This window comes from Enterobacter cloacae complex sp. P24RS (assembly GCF_014982165.1).
GTDB classification, from domain to species: domain Bacteria; phylum Pseudomonadota; class Gammaproteobacteria; order Enterobacterales; family Enterobacteriaceae; genus Enterobacter; species Enterobacter quasihormaechei.
The window spans coordinates 1-19,913 of the sequence record NZ_JADCKU010000023.1 but is presented as its reverse complement, the minus strand read 5'-3'; the positions used below and the strand labels follow the sequence as shown (position 1 = coordinate 19,913).

The 19,913-nt window shown below is 55.2% G+C and carries 20 protein-coding genes and 4 tRNA genes; 13 read left to right on the top strand and 11 right to left on the bottom strand.

What is annotated here, in order from left to right; all coding sequences use genetic code 11:
* Window positions 1-51 precede the first annotated feature (51 nt).
* The 6 genes from INF58_RS19465 to pdxK all read left to right on the top strand — a co-directional run bounded on the left by INF58_RS19465 (window position 52) and on the right by pdxK (window position 5,724).
* Window positions 52-1,065, top strand: coding sequence for a sulfate ABC transporter substrate-binding protein (locus INF58_RS19465; protein WP_193528328.1), 1,014 nt, complete (start codon window positions 52-54; stop codon window positions 1,063-1,065).
* Window positions 1,065-1,898 (top strand): sulfate/thiosulfate ABC transporter permease CysT, encoded by an 834-nt coding sequence (gene cysT / locus INF58_RS19460; protein ID WP_193528327.1) that lies wholly within the window; start codon window positions 1,065-1,067, stop codon window positions 1,896-1,898. The genes INF58_RS19465 and cysT overlap by 1 nt, the downstream gene beginning before the upstream one ends.
* Window positions 1,898-2,773: a sulfate/thiosulfate ABC transporter permease CysW gene (cysW, locus tag INF58_RS19455; RefSeq protein WP_063868095.1), complete on the top strand. Its 876-nt coding sequence runs from the start codon at window positions 1,898-1,900 to the stop codon at window positions 2,771-2,773. Before cysT ends, cysW begins: the two co-directional genes overlap by 1 nt.
* Window positions 2,763-3,857, top strand: coding sequence for a sulfate/thiosulfate ABC transporter ATP-binding protein CysA (gene cysA / locus INF58_RS19450; RefSeq protein ID WP_063868097.1), 1,095 nt, complete (start codon window positions 2,763-2,765; stop codon window positions 3,855-3,857). Before cysW ends, cysA begins: the two co-directional genes overlap by 11 nt.
* Before the next feature lie 113 nt (window positions 3,858-3,970).
* Window positions 3,971-4,882 carry a cysteine synthase CysM gene (cysM, locus tag INF58_RS19445; RefSeq protein ID WP_193528326.1) on the top strand — a complete coding sequence of 304 codons (912 nt, stop codon included), beginning with the start codon at window positions 3,971-3,973 and terminating at the stop codon, window positions 4,880-4,882.
* Between the two features lie 5 nt (window positions 4,883-4,887).
* Window positions 4,888-5,724, top strand: a complete 837-nt coding sequence (pdxK, locus tag INF58_RS19440; RefSeq protein ID WP_193528325.1) for a pyridoxine/pyridoxal/pyridoxamine kinase — start codon at window positions 4,888-4,890, stop codon at window positions 5,722-5,724.
* 44 nt (window positions 5,725-5,768) lie between these two features.
* Here pdxK and crr read toward each other — a convergent pair whose 3' ends face one another.
* The 5 genes from crr to cysZ form a co-directional block, all read right to left on the bottom strand.
* Window positions 5,769-6,272 carry a PTS glucose transporter subunit IIA gene (gene crr, locus INF58_RS19435; protein WP_022648946.1) on the bottom strand — a complete coding sequence of 168 codons (504 nt, stop codon included), beginning with the start codon at window positions 6,270-6,272 and terminating at the stop codon, window positions 5,769-5,771.
* Between the two features lie 43 nt (window positions 6,273-6,315).
* Entirely contained in the window at window positions 6,316-8,043 is a 1,728-nt protein-coding gene (gene ptsI, locus INF58_RS19430) for a phosphoenolpyruvate-protein phosphotransferase PtsI (protein ID WP_006811455.1), read from the bottom strand.
* A gap of 45 nt (window positions 8,044-8,088) precedes the next feature.
* Complete coding sequence (gene ptsH, locus INF58_RS19425; RefSeq protein ID WP_000487600.1) at window positions 8,089-8,346, bottom strand: phosphocarrier protein Hpr; 258 nt, start codon at window positions 8,344-8,346, stop codon at window positions 8,089-8,091.
* A gap of 317 nt (window positions 8,347-8,663) precedes the next feature.
* Window positions 8,664-9,635, bottom strand: coding sequence for a cysteine synthase A (gene cysK / locus INF58_RS19420; protein WP_006811453.1), 972 nt, complete (start codon window positions 9,633-9,635; stop codon window positions 8,664-8,666).
* Between the two features lie 163 nt (window positions 9,636-9,798).
* Window positions 9,799-10,560, bottom strand: a complete 762-nt coding sequence (gene cysZ / locus INF58_RS19415; protein WP_063868105.1) for a sulfate transporter CysZ — start codon at window positions 10,558-10,560, stop codon at window positions 9,799-9,801.
* A 229-nt stretch (window positions 10,561-10,789) separates the two neighbouring features.
* On the opposite strand from cysZ, the gene zipA reads away from it, so the two are divergent.
* The 3 genes from zipA to INF58_RS19400 all read left to right on the top strand — a co-directional run bounded on the left by zipA (window position 10,790) and on the right by INF58_RS19400 (window position 14,110).
* Entirely contained in the window at window positions 10,790-11,809 is a 1,020-nt protein-coding gene (gene zipA / locus INF58_RS19410; protein WP_193528324.1) for a cell division protein ZipA, read from the top strand.
* 68 nt (window positions 11,810-11,877) lie between these two features.
* Complete coding sequence (ligA, locus tag INF58_RS19405) at window positions 11,878-13,893, top strand: NAD-dependent DNA ligase LigA (RefSeq protein ID WP_107533453.1); 2,016 nt, start codon at window positions 11,878-11,880, stop codon at window positions 13,891-13,893.
* A 1-nt stretch (window position 13,894) separates the two neighbouring features.
* Window positions 13,895-14,110, top strand: a complete 216-nt coding sequence (locus INF58_RS19400) for a DUF3820 family protein (protein WP_063868110.1) — start codon at window positions 13,895-13,897, stop codon at window positions 14,108-14,110.
* On the opposite strand, the gene INF58_RS19395 is transcribed toward INF58_RS19400, so the two are convergent.
* Window positions 14,107-15,102, bottom strand: coding sequence for a bile acid:sodium symporter family protein (locus tag INF58_RS19395; RefSeq protein ID WP_063868112.1), 996 nt, complete (start codon window positions 15,100-15,102; stop codon window positions 14,107-14,109). The two genes, INF58_RS19400 and INF58_RS19395, sit on opposite strands and share 4 nt — an antisense overlap.
* Before the next feature lie 89 nt (window positions 15,103-15,191).
* Between INF58_RS19395 and INF58_RS19390 the strand changes: the two genes are divergently transcribed.
* Window positions 15,192-16,133 (top strand): LysR family transcriptional regulator, encoded by a 942-nt coding sequence (locus tag INF58_RS19390; protein ID WP_193528323.1) that lies wholly within the window; start codon window positions 15,192-15,194, stop codon window positions 16,131-16,133.
* Here INF58_RS19390 and INF58_RS19385 read toward each other — a convergent pair.
* The 3 genes from INF58_RS19385 to INF58_RS19375 all read right to left on the bottom strand — a co-directional run bounded on the left by INF58_RS19385 (window position 16,124) and on the right by INF58_RS19375 (window position 16,758).
* Entirely contained in the window at window positions 16,124-16,465 is a 342-nt protein-coding gene (locus tag INF58_RS19385; RefSeq protein ID WP_107533451.1) for a FlxA-like family protein, read from the bottom strand. The genes INF58_RS19390 and INF58_RS19385 overlap by 10 nt on opposite strands.
* Before the next feature lie 137 nt (window positions 16,466-16,602).
* A tRNA-Lys gene (locus INF58_RS19380) sits at window positions 16,603-16,678 on the bottom strand.
* Between the two features lie 4 nt (window positions 16,679-16,682).
* Window positions 16,683-16,758 (bottom strand) — tRNA-Val (locus tag INF58_RS19375).
* Window positions 16,759-17,016: 258 nt separating this feature from the next.
* Between INF58_RS19375 and gltX the strand changes: the two genes are divergently transcribed.
* Complete coding sequence (gltX, locus tag INF58_RS19370) at window positions 17,017-18,432, top strand: glutamate--tRNA ligase (protein WP_063450449.1); 1,416 nt, start codon at window positions 17,017-17,019, stop codon at window positions 18,430-18,432.
* A gap of 51 nt (window positions 18,433-18,483) precedes the next feature.
* On the opposite strand, the gene INF58_RS19365 is transcribed toward gltX, so the two are convergent.
* Together INF58_RS19365 and INF58_RS19360 are read right to left on the bottom strand one after the other, a co-directional pair.
* Complete coding sequence (locus tag INF58_RS19365) at window positions 18,484-18,870, bottom strand: YfeC-like transcriptional regulator (protein WP_227415138.1); 387 nt, start codon at window positions 18,868-18,870, stop codon at window positions 18,484-18,486.
* Window position 18,871: 1 nt separating this feature from the next.
* Window positions 18,872-19,234, bottom strand: coding sequence for a YfeC-like transcriptional regulator (locus INF58_RS19360; RefSeq protein ID WP_063868121.1), 363 nt, complete (start codon window positions 19,232-19,234; stop codon window positions 18,872-18,874).
* Between the two features lie 217 nt (window positions 19,235-19,451).
* On the opposite strand from INF58_RS19360, the gene INF58_RS19355 reads away from it, so the two are divergent.
* A tRNA-Ala gene (locus INF58_RS19355) sits at window positions 19,452-19,527 on the top strand.
* A 41-nt stretch (window positions 19,528-19,568) separates the two neighbouring features.
* Window positions 19,569-19,644: transfer RNA gene (locus tag INF58_RS19350), tRNA-Ala, on the top strand.
* Window positions 19,645-19,913: the final 269 nt, after the last annotated feature.

The following is a 19,913-nucleotide window of genomic DNA, read 5'->3' as shown; positions in this document are numbered from 1 at the left end:
GTTATAAATATTATGACTATAAGATAGTCATCACATTTATAAGGGCGCGCAATGGCCGTTACTGTACTGAAAAAAGGATCGCTGGCACTGGCAGGCTTACTGCTGGTGGCGCAGGCGCAGGCAACTGAGTTACTGAACAGTTCTTATGATGTTTCGCGCGAGCTGTTTGCCGCCCTTAATCCCGCCTTCGAACAGCAGTGGGCGAAAGAGAACAACGGCGACAAGCTGACCATCAAACAGTCTCACGCCGGCTCGTCCAAGCAGGCGCTGGCCATTTTGCAGGGGCTGAAGGCGGATGTGGTGACCTATAACCAGGTGACAGACGTGCAGATCCTGCACGACAGAGGCAAGCTGATCCCGGCGGACTGGCAAAGCCGCCTGCCGAACAACAGCTCACCGTTCTACTCCACCATGGGCTTCCTGGTGCGCAAGGGCAACCCGAAAAACATTCACGACTGGAACGATCTGGTGCGTTCTGACGTAAAGCTGATCTTCCCGAACCCGAAAACCTCCGGCAACGCGCGTTATACCTACCTGGCAGCGTGGGGCGCGGCGGACAAAGCTGACGGTAACGATAAAGCGAAAACCGAACAGTTTATGACCCAGTTCCTGAAAAACGTCGAGGTGTTTGATACCGGCGGCCGTGGCGCAACCACCACCTTCGCCGAGCGCGGGCTGGGCGACGTGCTGATCAGCTTCGAATCCGAAGTGAACAACATCCGCAAGCAGTATGAAGCGCAGGGGTTTGAGGTCATTATCCCGAAAACTAATATTCTGGCCGAGTTCCCGGTGGCGTGGGTAGATAAAAACGTTAAGGCTAACGGCACCGAAAAGGCAGCTAAAGCCTATCTCAACTATCTGTACAGCCCGCAGGCGCAGACGGTGATTACTGACTATTACTACCGCGTCAACAATCCGGACGTGATGAACAAGCTGAAGGATAAATTCCCGCAGACCGCGCTGTTCCGCGTGGAAGACCATTTCGGCGCCTGGCCTGAGGCGATGAAAACCCATTTTGCCAGCGGCGGTGAGTTAGACAAGCTGCTGGCGGCGGGGCGTAAGTAATGTTTGCAGTCTCCTCCAGACGCGTGCTGCCGGGCTTTACCTTAAGCCTCGGGACCAGCCTGCTGTTCGTCTGTCTGATTTTGCTGTTGCCGCTCAGCGCGCTGGTGGTGCAGCTCTCTGAGATGAGCTTGTCCCAGTACTGGGAAGTGGTCACCAACCCGCAGGTGGTGGCGGCCTACAAGGTCACGCTGCTGTCGGCGTTCGTGGCCTCGATTTTCAACGGCGTGTTTGGCCTGCTGATGGCGTGGATCTTAACCCGTTATCGCTTCCCGGGCCGTACGCTGCTCGACGCGCTGATGGATCTGCCGTTTGCGCTGCCGACGGCGGTAGCCGGCTTGACGCTGGCGTCGCTGTTCTCCGTAAACGGCTTCTACGGCGAATGGCTGGCGAAGTTTGATATCAAAGTGACCTATACCTGGCTCGGTATCGCGGTGGCGATGGCCTTTACCAGCATCCCGTTTGTGGTGCGTACCGTGCAGCCGGTGCTGGAAGAATTAGGCCCCGAATACGAAGAGGCCGCGGAAACGCTGGGGGCCACGCGCTGGCAGAGTTTCCGTAAGGTTGTGCTGCCGGAACTTTCTCCGGCCCTGCTGGCGGGTGTTGCGCTCTCGTTTACCCGCAGCCTCGGTGAATTTGGCGCGGTCATTTTTATCGCCGGGAACATCGCGTGGAAAACCGAAGTGACCTCGCTGATGATTTTTGTCCGTTTGCAGGAGTTTGATTATCCGGCCGCGAGCGCGATTGCCTCGGTGATCCTTGCCGCGTCGCTGCTGCTGCTGTTCTCGATTAACACTCTGCAAAGTCGCTTTGGTCGACGTGTGGTAGGTCACTGATGGCGGAAGTTACGCAATTGAAGCGCTATGACGCGCCCCGCATCAACTGGGGCAAATGGTTTCTGATTGGTACGGGTGTGCTGGTCTCTGCCTTCATTCTCGTTGTGCCGATGGTGTACATCTTCGTTCAGGCCTTCAGCAAAGGGATTATGCCCGCGCTGCAAAACCTGGCCGATCCGGACATGCTCAACGCCATCTGGCTGACGGTGATGATTGCCCTGATCACCGTTCCGGTGAATCTGGTGTTTGGCGTATTGCTGGCCTGGCTGGTGACCCGCTTTAACTTCCCGGGGCGTCAGCTGCTGCTGACCCTGCTGGATATCCCGTTTGCGGTGTCGCCGGTGGTGGCCGGTCTTGTCTATCTGCTGTTTTACGGCTCTAACGGTCCGCTGGGCGGCTGGCTGGATGAACACGACCTGCAAATTATGTTCGCCTGGCCGGGCATGGTGCTGGTGACGGTCTTTGTGACCTGTCCGTTCGTGGTGCGCGAGCTGGTGCCGGTGATGTTAAGCCAGGGCAGCCATGAGGATGAAGCGGCCGTCCTGCTGGGCGCCTCCGGCTGGCAGATGTTCCGCCGCGTGACGTTGCCGAATATCCGCTGGGCGCTGCTTTACGGCGTGGTGCTGACCAACGCCCGTGCGATTGGTGAGTTTGGCGCGGTGTCGGTGGTATCCGGCTCGATTCGCGGCGAAACCCTGTCGCTGCCGCTACAGATTGAATTACTGGAACAGGACTACAACACCGTCGGTTCCTTTACTGCCGCAGCGTTGCTGACGCTGATGGCGATTTTGACCCTGTTTTTAAAGAGTGTGGTGCAGTGGCGTTTAGAGAATCAGGAAAAACGTCAGCATCAGGAGGGAAATCATGAGCATTGAGATTGCCAATATTAAGAAGTCTTTTGGTCGCACCCAGGTGCTGAATGATATCTCGCTGGATATCCCTTCCGGACAAATGGTGGCGCTGCTGGGGCCGTCTGGCTCCGGTAAAACCACGCTGCTGCGTATTATCGCCGGGCTTGAACATCAGACCAGCGGACATATCCGCTTCCACGGTACGGACGTTAGCCGCCTGCACGCCCGCGACCGTAAGGTGGGCTTTGTGTTCCAGCATTACGCCCTGTTCCGCCACATGACGGTATTCGACAACATCGCGTTTGGCCTGACCGTACTGCCGCGTCGTGAGCGTCCGAATGCGGCCACCATCAAAGCGAAAGTGACCAAACTGCTGGAGATGGTGCAGCTGGCTCACCTGGCGGACCGCTTCCCGGCCCAGCTTTCGGGTGGACAGAAGCAGCGCGTGGCGCTGGCGCGCGCGTTGGCCGTTGAGCCGCAAATTTTGCTGCTGGATGAACCGTTCGGCGCGCTGGATGCGCAGGTGCGAAAAGAGCTGCGCCGCTGGCTGCGTCAGCTGCATGAGGAACTCCAGTTCACCAGCGTTTTCGTGACCCACGATCAGGAAGAGGCAATGGAAGTGGCCGACCGCGTGGTGGTGATGAGTCAGGGCAACATTGAGCAGGTTGACGAGCCAGAGCAGCTCTGGCGTGAACCGGCGACCCGCTTCGTGCTGGAGTTTATGGGCGAGGTGAACCGTCTTCAGGGCACCATTCGCGGCGGTCAGTTTCACGTTGGGGCGCACCGCTGGCCGCTGGGCTACACCCCGGCGCATCAGGGGCCGGTCGATCTGTTCCTGCGTCCGTGGGAAGTGGACGTCAGCCGCCGTACCAGCCTGGATTCACCGCTCCCGGTGCAGGTGCTGGAAGCGAGCCCTAAAGGTCACTACACCCAGTTGGTCGTTCAGCCGCTGGGCTGGTATACCGAGCCGCTGACCGTGGTTATGCGTGACGACGAGCCGCCACACCGGGGGGAACGCCTGTTTGTGGGGCTGCAACACGCGCGCATTTATCACGGCAACGAGCGCATCGAGACGCGCGAGGATATTGCTCTGGCGGAGTCAGCCTGATAGGTTAGGATTACGTAGTTTTGCCGGGTGGCGCTGCGCTTACCCGGCCTACAATATGACGTCTGTAGGCCCGGATCGCTGCGCGCCACCGGGCTTTTTATTGGACAGCGATCATGAATACATTAGAAAACACCATCGGCAACACCCCTCTGGTCAAACTTCAGCGCATGGTGCCGAACAACGGCAGCGAAATCTGGGTCAAACTCGAAGGCAATAACCCGGCAGGCTCGGTAAAAGATCGGGCGGCGCTGTCGATGATTGTCCAGGCCGAAAAGCGCGGCGAGATAAAGCCCGGCGACGTGTTAATTGAAGCCACCAGCGGTAATACCGGTATCGCACTGGCGATGATTGCCGCGCTGAAGGGCTATCGCATGAAGCTGCTGATGCCGGACAACATGAGCCAGGAGCGCCGGGCCGCCATGCGCGCCTACGGGGCCGAGCTGATTCTGGTGAGCAAAGAGCAGGGGATGGAAGGGGCGCGCGACCTGGCGCTGGCGATGGCCGGGCGCGGGGAAGGCAAGCTGCTCGACCAGTTCAACAATCCGGACAACCCGTACGCGCACTACACCACCACCGGCCCGGAAATCTGGCAGCAAACCGACGGGCGTATCACCCACTTTGTCTCCAGCATGGGCACTACGGGCACGATCACCGGTGTGTCACGCTTTCTGCGCGAGCAGGCAAGCCCGGTGACGATTGTCGGCCTGCAACCGGAAGAGGGAAGCAGTATTCCGGGCATTCGCCGCTGGCCCGCGGAGTATATGCCGGGCATCTTTAATGCGCAGCTTGTGGACCAGGTGCTGGATATTCATCAGCGCGAGGCGGAAAATACCATGCGTGAGCTGGCCGTGCGTGAAGGCATCTTCTGCGGCGTCAGCTCTGGCGGTGCCGTAGCGGGCGCGATCCGGGTGGCCAAGTCCACGCCGGGAGCGGTGGTGGTTGCGATTATTTGCGATCGCGGCGATCGTTACCTGTCTACCGGCGTCTTTGGTGAAGAGAGTTATTCGCAGGGGGCGGGGATCTAAGCGTCATGGAGATGATTTTATTCCGGGATAATACCCGGGCGCAGCAAACCGATATTGTCGCCGTACAGTCGCAGGTGGTGTACGGCAGCGTAGGCAACAGCATCGCGGTGCCGAATATTCGCACCCACCGGCTGAACGTTACCGCCGTGCCAACGGTGCTGTTCAGCAATACGCCGCATTACGACACCTTCTACGGCGGTGTCATCCCGGATGAGTGGTTTAGCGGCTACCTTAAGGCGCTGGAAGAGCGCGAGATCCTGCGCGAACTAAAAGCGGTCACGACCGGCTATATGGGCAGCGCCAGCCAGATCGTGCTGTTGGCGCAGTGGCTAAAGGCGATAAAGGTACAGCATCCCGATCTGCTGGTGCTGGTTGACCCGGTAATCGGGGACGTCGACAGCGGGATGTACGTGAAACCTGAAATTCCTGAAGCCTACCGTGAGCACCTGCTGCCGCTGGCCCAGGGCATTACGCCCAACGTGTTTGAGCTGGAAGTGTTGAGCGGTAAAACATGCCGTACGCCAGAGAGCGCCATCGCCGCCGCGCAGGGGCTGCTCTCCGACACGCTGAAGTGGGTAGCCATTACCAGCGCGCCAGTGGCTGACGATCCGCAGAATATCCACGTGGTGCTGGTCAGCGAAGAGGGCGTTACCGTAAGCGCGCACCCGCGCGTAGAGACGGACCTGAAAGGGACGGGCGATCTGTTTTGTTCGGAGCTGGTGAGTGGTATCGTCGGGGGGAAAACCGTGGCTGACGCCATTCGCATGGCGGGTGACAGAGTGACTGACGTGATGATCTACACGCAGTCGAAAGGCTACGACGAGCTTATTCTGCCTGCATAAACAAAAATGGCGCCCGAAGGCGCCATTTTACCGTGCGGCAAGAATTACTTCTTGATGCGGATAACCGGGGTTTCACCCACGGTAACGCTGCCAGACAGTTTGATCAGCTCTTTGATTTCGTCCATGTTGGAGATAACAACCGGAGTCAGGGTAGACTTCGCTTTTTCTTCCAGCAGTGGCAGATCGAATTCAATCACCGGGTCGCCAACTTTCACACGCTGGCCTTCTTCCGCGATACGTTTGAAGCCTTCGCCTTTCAGTTCAACGGTGTCGATACCGAAGTGAACGAACAGTTCGATACCGCTATCAGATTCGATAGAGAACGCATGGTTGGTTTCAAAAATCTTACCAATGGTACCGTCAACTGGAGCAACCATTTTGTTGCCAGTTGGTTTGATAGCAATGCCATCACCAACGATTTTCTCAGCAAACACTACATCCGGCACGTCTTCGATGTTGACGATCTCGCCGGAAAGCGGAGCAACAATCTCAATAGTTCCGGAGTCGCTATTGCTTTTGTCACCGAACAGTTTACTAAATAAACCCATTAGACTTATCTCCTAAGCAGTAATTTGGGCCGCATCTCGTGGATTAGCAGATTGTTTTTTCTTCAATGAACTTGTTAACCAGCGTCATTAACTCGTCCGTTGTCGGTTGAGCAAGAGCCTGCTCTGCTAATACCTTCGCATCTTCGAAGTTCGTGTTACGGATAATCTTCTTGATGCGCGGGATGGAAATGGCGCTCATAGAGAATTCGTCCAGACCCATACCCAGCAACAGAAGTGTAGCACGTTCGTCGCCTGCAAGCTCACCACACATGCCAGTCCATTTACCTTCTGCATGAGAAGCATCAATAACTTGCTTGATCAAATTCAGTACAGACGGCGACATTGGCTGGTAGAGATGTGAAATCATATCATTACCACGGTCAACTGCCAGGGTGTACTGCGTTAAATCATTGGTACCGATACTAAAGAAATCAACTTCTTTGGCTAAATGACGCGCAATGGTCGCGGCTGCCGGTGTTTCCACCATTACGCCGATCTCGATTGACTCGTCAAACGCTTTACCTTCGTCACGCAGTTCCTGCTTGTAGATTTCGATCTCTTTCTTCAGTGCACGCACTTCTTCAACAGAGATGATCATCGGGAACATGATGCGCAGTTTACCGAAAGCGGAAGCACGCAGGATAGCGCGAACCTGGTCACGCAGGATCTCTTTGCGATCCATGGCGATACGCACGGCACGCCAGCCCAGGAACGGGTTCTCTTCTTTCGGGAAGTTCATGTACGGCAGCTCTTTGTCGCCGCCGATGTCCATGGTGCGAACGATTACGGCCTGTGAGCCACACGCTTCGGCAACCGCTTTGTACGCGGCAAACTGCTCTTCTTCAGTTGGCAGTGCGTCGCGGTCCATGAACAGGAATTCAGTACGATAAAGACCTACACCTTCCGCACCGTTGCGCTCAGCGCCGTCAACGTCGCGTACGGTACCGATGTTAGCGCACACTTCAACCTGATGACCGTCCAGCGTGATGGCCGGCAGGTCTTTCAGTTTAGCGAGTTCCGCTTTCTCGGTGGCAACCTGCTCCTGAACGGAACGCAGCTGCTCGATCACATCGTTAGTTGGGTTGACGTAAACCACGTTGTTTACGGCATCCAGAATCAGATAGTCGTCGTTTTTCACCTGCGAGGTGACGCTACCAGTACCCACGATAGCTGGCAGTTCCAGAGAACGCGCCATGATTGAGGTGTGGGAAGTACGGCCACCTGCATCGGTAATGAAACCCAGCACCTTGTTCAGGTTCAGCTGTGCGGTTTCAGACGGGGTCAGGTCAGCGGCAACCAGGATCACTTCGTCCTGAATCGCGCTCAGATCGATGATGGCCAGACCCAGGATGTTGCGCAGCAGGCGCTTACCGATGTCACGTACGTCAGCCGCACGCTCTTTCAGGTATTCATCGTCCAGCTCTTCCAGGGCAGAAGCCTGACCTTCGATAACTTCATGCGCAGCCGCGTCGGCCGTCATGCCTTTATCTTTAATCAGGGCTATGATTTCCTGCTCCAGCTCCTCATCTTCGAGCAGCATAATGTGCCCTTCGAAGATGGCTTCTTTTTCTTCACCGAAAGTTTCACCAGCTTTAGTTTTAATCGCTTCCAGTTGCGCAGATGCCTTGGCACGACCGCTCAGAAAACGTTCAACTTCCTGATCAACCTTGTCGGCAGAAATTTTTTTCCGGTCAATGACGATTTCGTCTTCTTTCAGCAGCAGTGCTTTGCCGAAAGCGATACCCGGGGATGCTAAAATGCCTGAAATCATAACCCTACCTTACTTGTGACTGATATTGAAAAGAACCCGGTAAACTTACTCGAGTTCAGCCATCAGCTTAACCAGATGCTCAACTGCTTTCTGCTCGTCTTCACCTTCAGCAGAAATGGTAACAACGGTACCCTGAGTCAGGCCCAGAGTTTGCAGTTTGAACAGGCTTTTTGCGCTAGCGCTTTTGCCGTTGGAAGTCACAGTGATTTCAGAAGTGAAGCCTTTCGCTTCTTTAACAAACTGAGCAGCAGGGCGGGTGTGCAGACCGTTCGGAGCGGTAATGGTAACTTCTTGCTGGAACATTGTATTTCCCCAACTTATAGGTTTAGTGTTGTGGAACTAAAGTCTAGCCTGGCGACTTAACTTTAGCCTGTATTGTTAGCGCTGACGTTTCAATCGTCATTAAACATTATGCAGTGAAAGCAAGACTTGAACCAAATCATAAAATCGATTCAGCAGCGCTATTTCGTTCACTGATTAATTTCGCGCATCAAAATAATTGCTGGTTTAAATACCAGACCCAACGGGGTGAAGCAATGCCAGGAGGGGTAAAAGTTTGAAGCAGGCCACAAAAAAGCACCTGAAAAGGTGCTTTTTTACGCGTTTTTAACATACTGGCATCACTGTTGCAGTTCTTTCTCCGTGAAGAGATCGGCAAACAGTGCGGTGCTCAAGTAACGCTCACCCGAAGAAGGCAGGATAACCACAATATTCTTATTGGTAAAGGTTTCATCTTCCAGAAGTTTGAGGGCAGCCGCAACCGCCGCACCGGAAGAGATACCCGCCAGAATGCCTTCCTCGTCCATCAGGCGACGCGCCGTGGAGATGGCTTCTTCATTGGTAATGGCAACCACTTTGTCGATCAGCTTCAGATCCAGGTTGCCTGGAATAAAGCCTGCGCCGATACCCTGGATTTTGTGCGGGCCTGGCTTAATTTCTTCTCCCGCCAGCGCCTGAGCGATAACCGGTGAGTCGGTAGGCTCAACGGCAACGGTAATCAGATCTTTTTTACCTTTCGTGCCTTTAATATAGCGAGACACGCCGGTCAGCGTACCGCCGGTACCTACGCCGGAGATAAAGACATCAACCTGGCCGTCGGTATCTTCCCAGATTTCCGGACCGGTGGTTTTCTCATGAATTTCCGGGTTGGCCGGATTGCTGAACTGCTGAAGCAGCAGATATTTTGCCGGATCGCTGGCGACGATTTCTTCCGCTTTCTGAATCGCACCCTTCATGCCTTTCGCGCCTTCGGTCAGGACCAGATTCGCACCCAACGCTTTCAGCAGCTTGCGACGCTCAATGCTCATGGTTTCAGGCATGGTCAGCGTCAGCTTATAGCCGCGCGCCGCCGCAACGTAAGCCAGGGCAATACCGGTGTTACCGCTGGTAGGTTCCACCAGCTCAACGCCGGGCTTCAACACGCCACGTTTTTCAGCATCCCAAATCATATTTGCACCGATACGGCATTTCACGCTGAAGCTTGGGTTACGAGATTCGACCTTCGCCAGAATGCGTCCATTACCGATACGGTTCAGTCGAACCAGGGGCGTATGACCGATAGTCAGCGAGTTGTCTTCATAAATCTTACTCATGGCCTGTCCTTAACTGTATGAAATTGGGATACCGACCCAGCATACCTGTTGAATAAGTATGGGGAAGTAAGGAAATCGCATATCTATATGCTGCAAGGAAATAATGGGGATCAGTATGGAATAAGGGGCGGCATAAGCCACCCCTCTTTTACACATTTTTGCATTATTTCCATAACGCGTGCTTAGCACGGTAGCAGTCCACCCACATCGCCGTCGCGCCGCAAACGGCAACGGGCATGATGAACAGATTCAGGAAAGGAATCATGGTGAACAGGCTGGTGAGCGCGCCGAACTGCATATTGGCAACCTTCTGAGTGCGCAGGGCGGTGCGCATCTCTTTAAACGGCACCTTGTGGTTATCGAACGGGTAGTCGCAGTACTGAATGGCGAGCATCCAGGCGCTGAACAAAAACCACAGCACGGGGGCCACCGTCTGGCCGATACCAGGGATGAAATAAAGGATAAGCAGCACAATCGCGCGCGGCAGGTACCAGGCAAATTTCTGCCATTCGCGCTTCATGATGCGGGGGATATCCTTCATGATCCCCAGTACGCCCGTGTCAGGAGGGGTCGCACCGGTCAGGCGCGCTTCCAGCTGTTCGGCCAGCAGACCGTTGAACGGCGCGGCTATCCAGTTTGCTATCGTGGAAAAGAAATAGCCGAAAACCAGCAGCACGGAAATGACCGCTATCGGCCAGAGCAGGTAGTCAAGCCACTGTAACCAGTCCGGCACATAGCTCATCAGGGAAGGGATCCAGCTTTCCAGCCTGGTGAACAGCCACCAGAACGCGCCCCCCATCAGAAGAATGTTGATCAGCAGCGGCAAAATAACGAAGCGTCGAATGCCCGGCAGGGAGACCAGTTTCCAGCCCTGTGAAAAATACCAGACCCCGCTACGTGGGGCAGAAGAAGATGTTGAAACCATACCAGGCTGTACTCCTTTTTACACAACCAGTGGAATTGCCCGCCTATATTATCCAGTTACGGGCTAATGACCAGTTCGGAAATGTTCGAAAAACCAGCAAAAAGCACGATTTAGTTCATCTTTATGCTGTGAATGCTCTGCATACACTTGCACTTGACGTAAACGGCAAATACTCTTAGTGAGTAAATGTTTGCCGTGGTGGCAAGGTGTTAGAACAACAGAGAATATAATGATGCAGGATTTGCGTCTGATATTAATCATTGTTGGCGCGATCGCCATAATCGCTTTACTGGTACATGGTTTCTGGACCAGCCGTAAAGAGCGTTCCTCTATGTTTCGCGATCGTCCACTGAAGCGCATGAAGTCCAGTCGTGACGACGATGACGTTGAAGACGACGTCGACGGCCTTGACGACGACGGCGTGGGTGAAGTCCGTGTTCATCGGGTCAATACTGCGCCCGGCGCAGCGCATGGAGAGCATGAAGCTCCCCGCGCTCCGCAGCACCAGTATCAACCACCGTATGCCTCTGCCCAGCCGCGCCAGCCAGCGCCGCCGCCAGTGGAAGAACCTGTGCGTCATCCGCCGCAGCAGCCTGTGCAACCGCAGCCCGTTGCGCCACAGCCTGTACAGCCGCAACCTGTGCATCAGCCTGCTCAGCCAGTGCAACAGCCGCAGCCGACTCAGCAGCCACAGCCGGTACAGCAGCCGCAGCCAGTGCAGCAATCGCAGCCGCAGCCTGAACCCGTACCGCCTGCGGCACAGCCCGCTCCGCGCGTTGAGCCAGAGCCGGTAGCAGCGCCAGAACCGGTTGTTGAAAAGCCGCAGCGTAAAGAAGCGGTGATCATCATGAACGTGGCTGCCCATCACGGCACCCATCTGAACGGTGACGTGCTGCTTAACAGCATCCAGCAGGCAGGCTTCAAGTTCGGCGACATGAATTTTTTCCATCGCCACCTGAGTCCTGACGGCAGCGGCCCGGCATTGTTTAGCCTGGCCAATATGGTGAATCCAGGCACGTTTGACCCGGAAATGACCGGTGATTTCGTCACGCCAGGCGTAACGATCTTTATGCAGGTGCCGTCCTACGGTGACGAACTGCAAAACTTTAAGCTGATGCTACAGTCCGCTCAGCACATTGCCGACGAAGTGGGCGGTGTGGTGCTCGACGATCAGCGTCGAATGATGACGCCGCAGAAACTGCGCGAATATCAGGACCGCATCCGCGAAGTTAAGGAAGCGAACGCGTAATCGTCGCGTTAACGTCAACCCCTCCTCAACCCCCGCTTGTCGGGGGTTTTTCTCATTGATGGTGCGATATGGACTCAATCGAACAACAACTTACTGAACTGCGAACCACGCTTCGCCATCATGAATATCTCTATCATGTTATGGATGCACCGGAAGTGCCGGATGCGGAATATGACCGCCTGATGCGTGAACTGCGCGAACTGGAAGCGCAGCACCCGGAGCTGATCACGCCAGACTCCCCGACGCAGCGCGTCGGCGCCGAGCCGCTGGGCGCTTTCAGCCAGGTGCGTCACGAAGTGCCGATGCTGTCGCTGGATAACGTTTTTGATGAAGAGAGTTTTCTGGCTTTCAACAAGCGCGTACAGGATCGCCTGAAGAGTGTCGACAATCTGAGCTGGTGCTGCGAACTGAAGCTGGACGGTCTGGCCGTCAGCATTCTTTATGAGAACGGCGTGATGGTGCGTGCCGCAACGCGCGGCGATGGCACCACCGGGGAAGACATCACCACCAACGTGCGCACCATACGTGCGATCCCGCTGAAGCTGCGTGGGGAGAACATTCCAGCCCGGCTGGAAGTGCGCGGGGAGGTGTTTCTTCCGCAGGCGGGCTTCGAAAAGATCAATGAAGAAGCGCGTCGTACCGGGGGAAAAGTGTTTGCTAACCCGCGTAACGCGGCGGCAGGTTCTCTGCGTCAGCTCGATCCGCGCATCACCGCGAAGCGACCGCTTACTTTCTTCTGCTACGGCGTTGGGATCCTGGAGGGCGGCGAGCTGCCAGATACCCATCTCGGGCGCTTATTGCAGTTCAAAGAATGGGGGTTACCGGTAAGCAACCGCGTGCAGCTCTGCGACTCTCCGGAGGCGGTGCTGGCGTTCTACCGTAAGGTTGAAGAGGATCGCCCCACTCTCGGGTTTGATATTGATGGCGTGGTGATCAAGGTTAACTCCCTGGCGTTGCAGGAACAGTTAGGGTTTGTGGCCCGTGCGCCGCGCTGGGCGGTGGCCTTTAAGTTCCCGGCGCAGGAGCAGATGACCTTCGTTCGCGACGTGGAGTTTCAGGTAGGGCGTACGGGGGCGATTACGCCGGTAGCGCGTCTGGAGCCTGTACAGGTGGCCGGCGTGCTGGTAAGCAACGCCACGCTGCATAACGCCGATGAAATTGCCCGCCTGGGCCTGCGCATCGGTGACAAAGTGGTGATTCGCCGCGCGGGCGACGTGATCCCGCAGGTGGTCAACGTTGTGGAGTCAGAGCGTCCTGCCGACACCCGTGCCATTGAGTTTCCGGCCCACTGTCCGGTATGTGGTTCTGACGTAGAGCGCGTGGAAGGTGAAGCGGTAACGCGCTGTACGGGCGGGTTAATCTGCGGCGCGCAGCGTAAAGAGTCCCTGAAGCACTTTGTCTCACGCCGGGCGATGGACGTGGACGGAATGGGTGACAAGATCATCGACCAGTTAGTTGAGAAAGAGTATGTCCATACGCCAGCGGACCTCTTTACGCTGACGGCAGGCAAGCTGACCGGCCTCGATCGTATGGGACCGAAATCCGCCCAGAACGTCGTTAACGCACTTGAGGCAGCCAAAAACACCACCTTTGCCCGATTCCTCTACGCGCTCGGCATTCGTGAAGTCGGGGAGGCGACGGCGGCGGGGCTGGCGGCGTATTTCGGCACGCTGGAGGCGCTGGAGAAAGCCAGCATCGACGAGCTACAGAAAGTCCCGGATGTCGGCATCGTGGTCGCCACCCACGTCTTTAACTTCTTCGCCGAAGAGAGCAACCGTGAGGTGATCGGTAAATTACTGGAGCAGGGGATTCACTGGCCTGCGCCGGTGGTGGTTAATGCCGACGAGATCGACAGCCCGTTTGCCGGTAAAACGGTGGTGCTGACCGGTAGCCTGAGTCAGCTTTCGCGCGATGACGCGAAGGCCCGCCTGGTGGCGCTGGGGGCGAAAGTGGCGGGCAGCGTGTCGAAGAAAACCGATCTGGTGATTGCCGGGGAAGCGGCCGGCTCGAAGCTGGCCAAAGCGCAGGAGCTCGGCATCGAGGTGATCGACGAAGACGAAATGATGCGCCTGTTAGGAGAATAACGTGGAAAAAGAGCAGCTCGTTGAGATCGCCAATACGGAGATGCCGTTCGGTAAATATAAGGGCCGCAGGCTGATTGATTTACCGGAAGAGTATCTGCTGTGGTTTGCCCGTAAGGATGCGTTCCCCGCCGGGCGACTGGGCGAGCTGATGGCTATCACGTTAGTGATCAAAACTGAGGGGCTGACCCAGCTGGTTCAGCCCCTGAAGCGTCCTTAAGCTTTCGCGGCGCGGGTCTCTTCCTGCGCCAGCTTTTCCGTCTGCGCCTTGTAGCGCCGCGCCAGTACCGCACACACCATCAGCTGGATCTGATGGAAAATCATCAGCGGCAGCACCATCATCCCAATGACTGAGGTCGGGAACAGGATATTGGCCATCGGGATCCCGTTAGCCAGGCTTTTTTTCGACCCGCAGAAGACGATGGTGATTTCATCGGCCTTATTGAAGCCGCACCTGCGGGCCACAAAGACGTTGACCGCGATGACAATGGCCAGCAGAACAATGCTCACCACCACAATAAACAGCAGCGATCCGGCGCCCACCTTGTGCCAGATGCCGTTTACAACGGCTTCGCTAAAGGCCGTGTAAACCACCAGCAGAATGGAGCTTTGATCCGTTTTGCCGATCCATTTTTTGTGTTTCGCCACAAACTCCCCAATCCAGGGGCGGGATAAGTGTCCGAGCACAAACGGCAGCAGCAGTTGCAGACAAATTTTACCCACCTGTTCCAGGTTGCCCTCCGCACCGTGCATGTTCATCAGCAGACCGACCAGCAGCGGTGAAACGAAGATCCCCAGCAGGCTGGAAGCGGAAGCAGAGCAAACTGCCGCCGCGACGTTGCCGCCCGCCAGCGAGGTAAAAGCAATAGCGGACTGCACCGTGGCCGGCAAAATGCATAGATAGAGGAAGCCGGAATACAGCGCGGGGTCGACATTCACCGGCGCCCACCAGGCAAACAGCACGCCCAGTACCGGGAAGAGGATAAAGGTGCTGCACATTACCCAGAGGTGCAGTCGCCAGTGGCTACCGCCTGCAATAATGGCCTCCCGGGAAAGCTTGGCGCCATGCATAAAGAACAGCAGGGCAATGGCTGCCGTGGTCACGCCTTCAATAATGGGCACAAAACTGCCTCGCGCCGGGAAAAACGAGGCCAGCAAGACGACACCAATCAGGGTCAGCGTGAACGGATCAAGGATACGAAAAAGTTTCATAATCACTCCTTAAAACAGATGTCGCTATTGTGCTTTCTTCCCTTTGAGAAATAAAATTGATTTATTGCATCCATTCATGAATTAAACAGATGAATTATTCGTTACGTCAGCTTCGCGTTTTCGTCACCGTCGCGCAGGCCCGCAGCTTTAGCCGGGCAGGGGAGATGATCGGCCTCAGCCAGTCGGCGGTGAGCCATAGCGTTAAGGAGCTTGAAACGCAAACCGGGGTGAAGCTGCTCGACCGTACGACGCGGGAAGTGGTGCTCACCGAAGCGGGACAGCAGCTGGCAACGCGTCTGGAGAGGCTGCTGGATGAACTGAACAGTACGCTGCGGGATGTCGGGCGGCTCGGGCAACAGCTTTCCGGCACCGTGAGAGTCGCGGCGAGCCAGACGATTTCGGCGCATCTTATTCCTCAGTGCATTGCGGAAAGTAATCACCGCTATCCGGATATCGATTTTGTTTTGCACGACAGGCCGCAGCAGTGGGTGCTGGAGAGTATTCGTCAGGGGGAGGTGGATTTCGGGATTGTCATTGACCCCGGTGTGGTAAGCGACCTGGAATGTGAAGTGGTGCTCTCGGAGCCTTTTTTATTGCTCTGCCGCGATGATGACCCCCTGGCATCGCTGCCGCAGGTGACCTGGCAAGCCTTGCAGGGGGCAAACCTGGTGCTACAGGATTATGCCTCTGGCAGCCGTCCGCTGATAGATGCCGCACTGTCCGCGCAGGGCGTTAAGGCAACCATTGTGCAGGAAATTGGGCATCCTGCCACGCTGTTCCCGATGGTCGAAGCGGGGATTGGCATCAGCGTTCTGCCGGCGCTGGCGCTGCCACTGCCGCAGGGGAGTCGTTTAACGGTGAAGCGTTTCTTGCCCTGTATTGAACGCCAGCTGATGCTGGTACGCCGTAAAAACAGGTCTCTTTCTGGAGCGGCGCACGCCTGCTGGGATGTGGTGCGCATGCAGGCCGGGCGTTTGATGGAGGCCCGCACGCGCGATCCGCTCTTTAACGAAAACAGCGATCAGATGTAGATATCAACCTTATGGTCTGCGGAGGGCTTATTGATGCCTTCCGCCACGGCCTGACCGTTTTCCTGTTTTGGCATTGCCTCTTCTGCCTGCTGACGCAGCAATTGCGCCAGCTGTGCCTGCAACATAGCCAGCTGAGATTCGAGTAATTCCTGCTGCTTTTGCTTCTCTTCTGCCGTGGCATCACCCATGGCGACTTCTTTGAGCTGCTGAGTGACTTTCGTTATCTGTTTGGTCAGACGGGTGATCCGGGAAGCAATATCGTTTCCGCCGGAGCTGTTGTCGACGCTGCCGATGTCCATCGCCGACAGAGAAACGGGCTTAAGAGTTGTCATATTGAGATCCTTTTCGCCATAAAATAGAGGTATCGGCAAAGAAGGCGTGAGCTTGAGTAAAACAAGCGGTCTGGCTGCAATGGGGATGTGCTATATGGCAGATAGCAAAAAAGCGCCTTTAGGGCGCTTTTTTACATTGGTGGGTCGTGCAGGATTCGAACCTGCGACCAATTGATTAAAAGTCAACTGCTCTACCAACTGAGCTAACGACCCGAGATGGTGGGTGATGACGGGCTCGAACCGCCGACCCCCTCCGTGTAAAGGAGATGCTCTACCAACTGAGCTAATCACCCCCGCTGTGTGGAGTCGCATTATAGGGAGAGTTGAAAATGAGTCAACGCATTTTCTAAAGTTTTTATTCGTTCGTCGTAAAATTAGTCAAAACGATCGCAAAACGGACTGTGGCGCATGATTTCTAAACAAAAACAGCAATCTCGAACCGGATAAAGTGATCGACATTGAGGAATCGGCCCACAGTGATAGAATATTGCCCATTGTTTTCTTCCCAGGATTTGCCGATTACCGGCATCTTTATAACGTAAGGCCATTTCATGAAAATCAAAACTCGCTTCGCGCCGAGCCCGACAGGCTATCTGCATGTCGGTGGTGCACGTACCGCTCTCTATTCCTGGCTTTTCGCACGCCACAACAAAGGTGAGTTTGTGCTGCGTATTGAAGACACCGATCTTGAGCGCTCAACGCCGGAAGCAATTGAAGCCATTATGGATGGGATGAACTGGCTGAATCTGGAGTGGGACGAAGGCCCGTACTTCCAGACCAAACGTTTTGACCGCTATAACGACGTCATTGACGAGATGCTGGTCGCGGGCACGGCCTATAAGTGCTACTGCTCCAGAGAGCGTCTGGATGCACTGCGCGAAGAGCAAATGGCAAAAGGCGAAAAACCGCGTTATGACGGTCGTTGCCGTCACGACCACAGCGAGCATGCTGCCGATGAGCCGTGCGTTGTGCGTTTTGCTAACCCACAGGAAGGCTCTGTTATCTTTGATGACCAGATCCGCGGCCCGATCGAATTCAGCAACCAGGAGCTGGATGATCTGATTATTCGTCGTACTGACGGATCGCCAACCTATAACTTCTGCGTAGTGGTGGACGACTGGGATATGGAAATCACGCACGTGATCCGTGGTGAAGACCATATCAATAATACCCCGCGTCAGATCAACATCCTGAAAGCGCTGAACGCGCCGGTACCGGTGTACGCGCACGTATCGATGATCAACGGTGACGACGGCAAAAAACTGTCCAAACGCCACGGCGCGGTGAGCGTAATGCAGTACCGTGATGACGGCTATCTGCCGGAAGCACTGCTGAACTACCTGGTGCGTCTGGGCTGGGCCCATGGCGACCAGGAGATCTTCAGCCGCGAAGAGATGATCAACCTGTTCTCTCTGAACTCGGTGAGCAAATCCGCCAGCGCGTTCAATACCGACAAGCTGCTGTGGCTGAACCATCACTACATCAATACCATGCAGCCAGAATATGTGGCGACTTATCTGCAATGGCACATTGAGCAGGCAAACATCGATACCCGTACTGGCCCGGAACTGGCGGATCTGGTGAAACTGCTTGGCGAGCGTTGCAAAACGCTGAAAGAGATTGCCGAAAGCTGCCGCTATTTCTATGAAGAGTTTGACGCGTTCGACGCGGACGCAGCCAAGAAACACCTGCGTCCGGTTGCGCGTCAGCCGCTGGAAGTGGTGCGAGACAAGCTCGAAGCCATTAGCGAATGGACAGCGGAAAATGTGCACCACGCGATTCAGGCTACTGCTGATGAGCTGGAAATTGGCATGGGTAAAGTCGGTATGCCGCTGCGCGTTGCGGTAACGGGGGCAGGCCAGTCTCCGGCGCTGGACGTGACCGTACATGCGATTGGTAAATCGCGTAGCGTTGCGCGCATCAACAAGGCGCTGGGCTTTATCGCTGAGCGCGAAAGCCAGCAGTAATGCCCGCGTAATACACATAACGGCAGGGTGACCTGCCGTTTTTTTTGCCTGTTATTCAGCAATACCAAGACGCGTAAGGAAACCCTGCAAACCTTCACGCGCGAGCAGTGCGCGCAAACGTTCCTGTTCCACTGCCGTCATGTTTTCCAGCGAGTCGATGATTTGTGGAAGCAGGCTGGGTGAGGCCGCCACGCCATAGAGGGAAGGGCTTTCCGCAACGTGGTAAACAGCCTGACGGTTACGCATGGCGGGAAGGCTTATGATGTGCTCCTTCACGTGCGCATCAATGCATATCACCCGCGCTCTTCCGCCTTTAACACCGTTAATCCCCTCCGTTTTCCATCCTTTTTGTCGTATCCAGCGATTAACGGTCTGTCGGGCTACGCCCAGACTGTCCGCCAGCTCTTCCGTGGTCATTTTGCTGCGTAATCTTTTCATATTAGCGTTGGTCGCGAATCCCTAAGCGTTGTAACAATCCGGTAATCCCTTCCCGCAGTAACAGCGATGTCATCTGCTTTTGCTCATCCGGCGTCATTTCATTCGCCAGCGTCATGAGTAGGGCGTGAAGTGAACCGTCGTGGTACGCCTTATCTGGCATTTCCGGCGACTCTGTCACCCTGCGTGCGCTGCGAATAAAGTCGCGCACTTTTTCATTGACGTGTACCAGACGCGCCTTGCCACCCTGAACGCCTGGTTTTGGCGATGTAATCCAACCCTCTTTACGTACCCATTTATTGATGGTCTGTCGGCTATAGCCAGTCAGCAGGGCTAACTCTTCTGGCGTCATTCGTTCCTTGATCATACAATTTCCTGAATATCTGTGGGGTTAATTAGTGGTTCATTTTATAGCACCGTTTTACGTGAAAACGTGACAAGCTTAACTCCTGGCTGCGAGCAGGCTCGCAAAGTGATTCATTTGCATGATTTTTCGACGGTTGAAAGGCGGAGGCTGAATTTGCCGTTGACACGTTGCGGCGGAATTCATATTATGCCGCCCGTCAACATGACAGCTTTACGATGGGGCTATAGCTCAGCTGGGAGAGCGCCTGCATGGCATGCAGGAGGTCAGCGGTTCGATCCCGCTTAGCTCCACCAAATTCTGAACCCAACAGAATGCGGTAGGTAAAGTAACATGTGGGGCTATAGCTCAGCTGGGAGAGCGCTTGCATGGCATGCAGGAGGTCAGCGGTTCGATCCCGCTTAGCTCCACCAAAATTTAAACCCTCGTCGCAAGACGGGGGTTTTTTTATATCTTGTAAAATGTTTAGACTCTTTTTGTTGCCAGCAATGTCGTTTTCTATACATCACCTCAATCCAAATCAATAAACAAGTCTATAAATAGACCTGAACTTGATTCGTGCAATTAATAAACCTATTATCCATCCGGTCAATAAGACGATGGTTAAATAGATCTCACGGATTAATGAATAGAAAAATTTACAATAATGTAAAAATATTTATGATTGCCCTGGCGCTAAGCC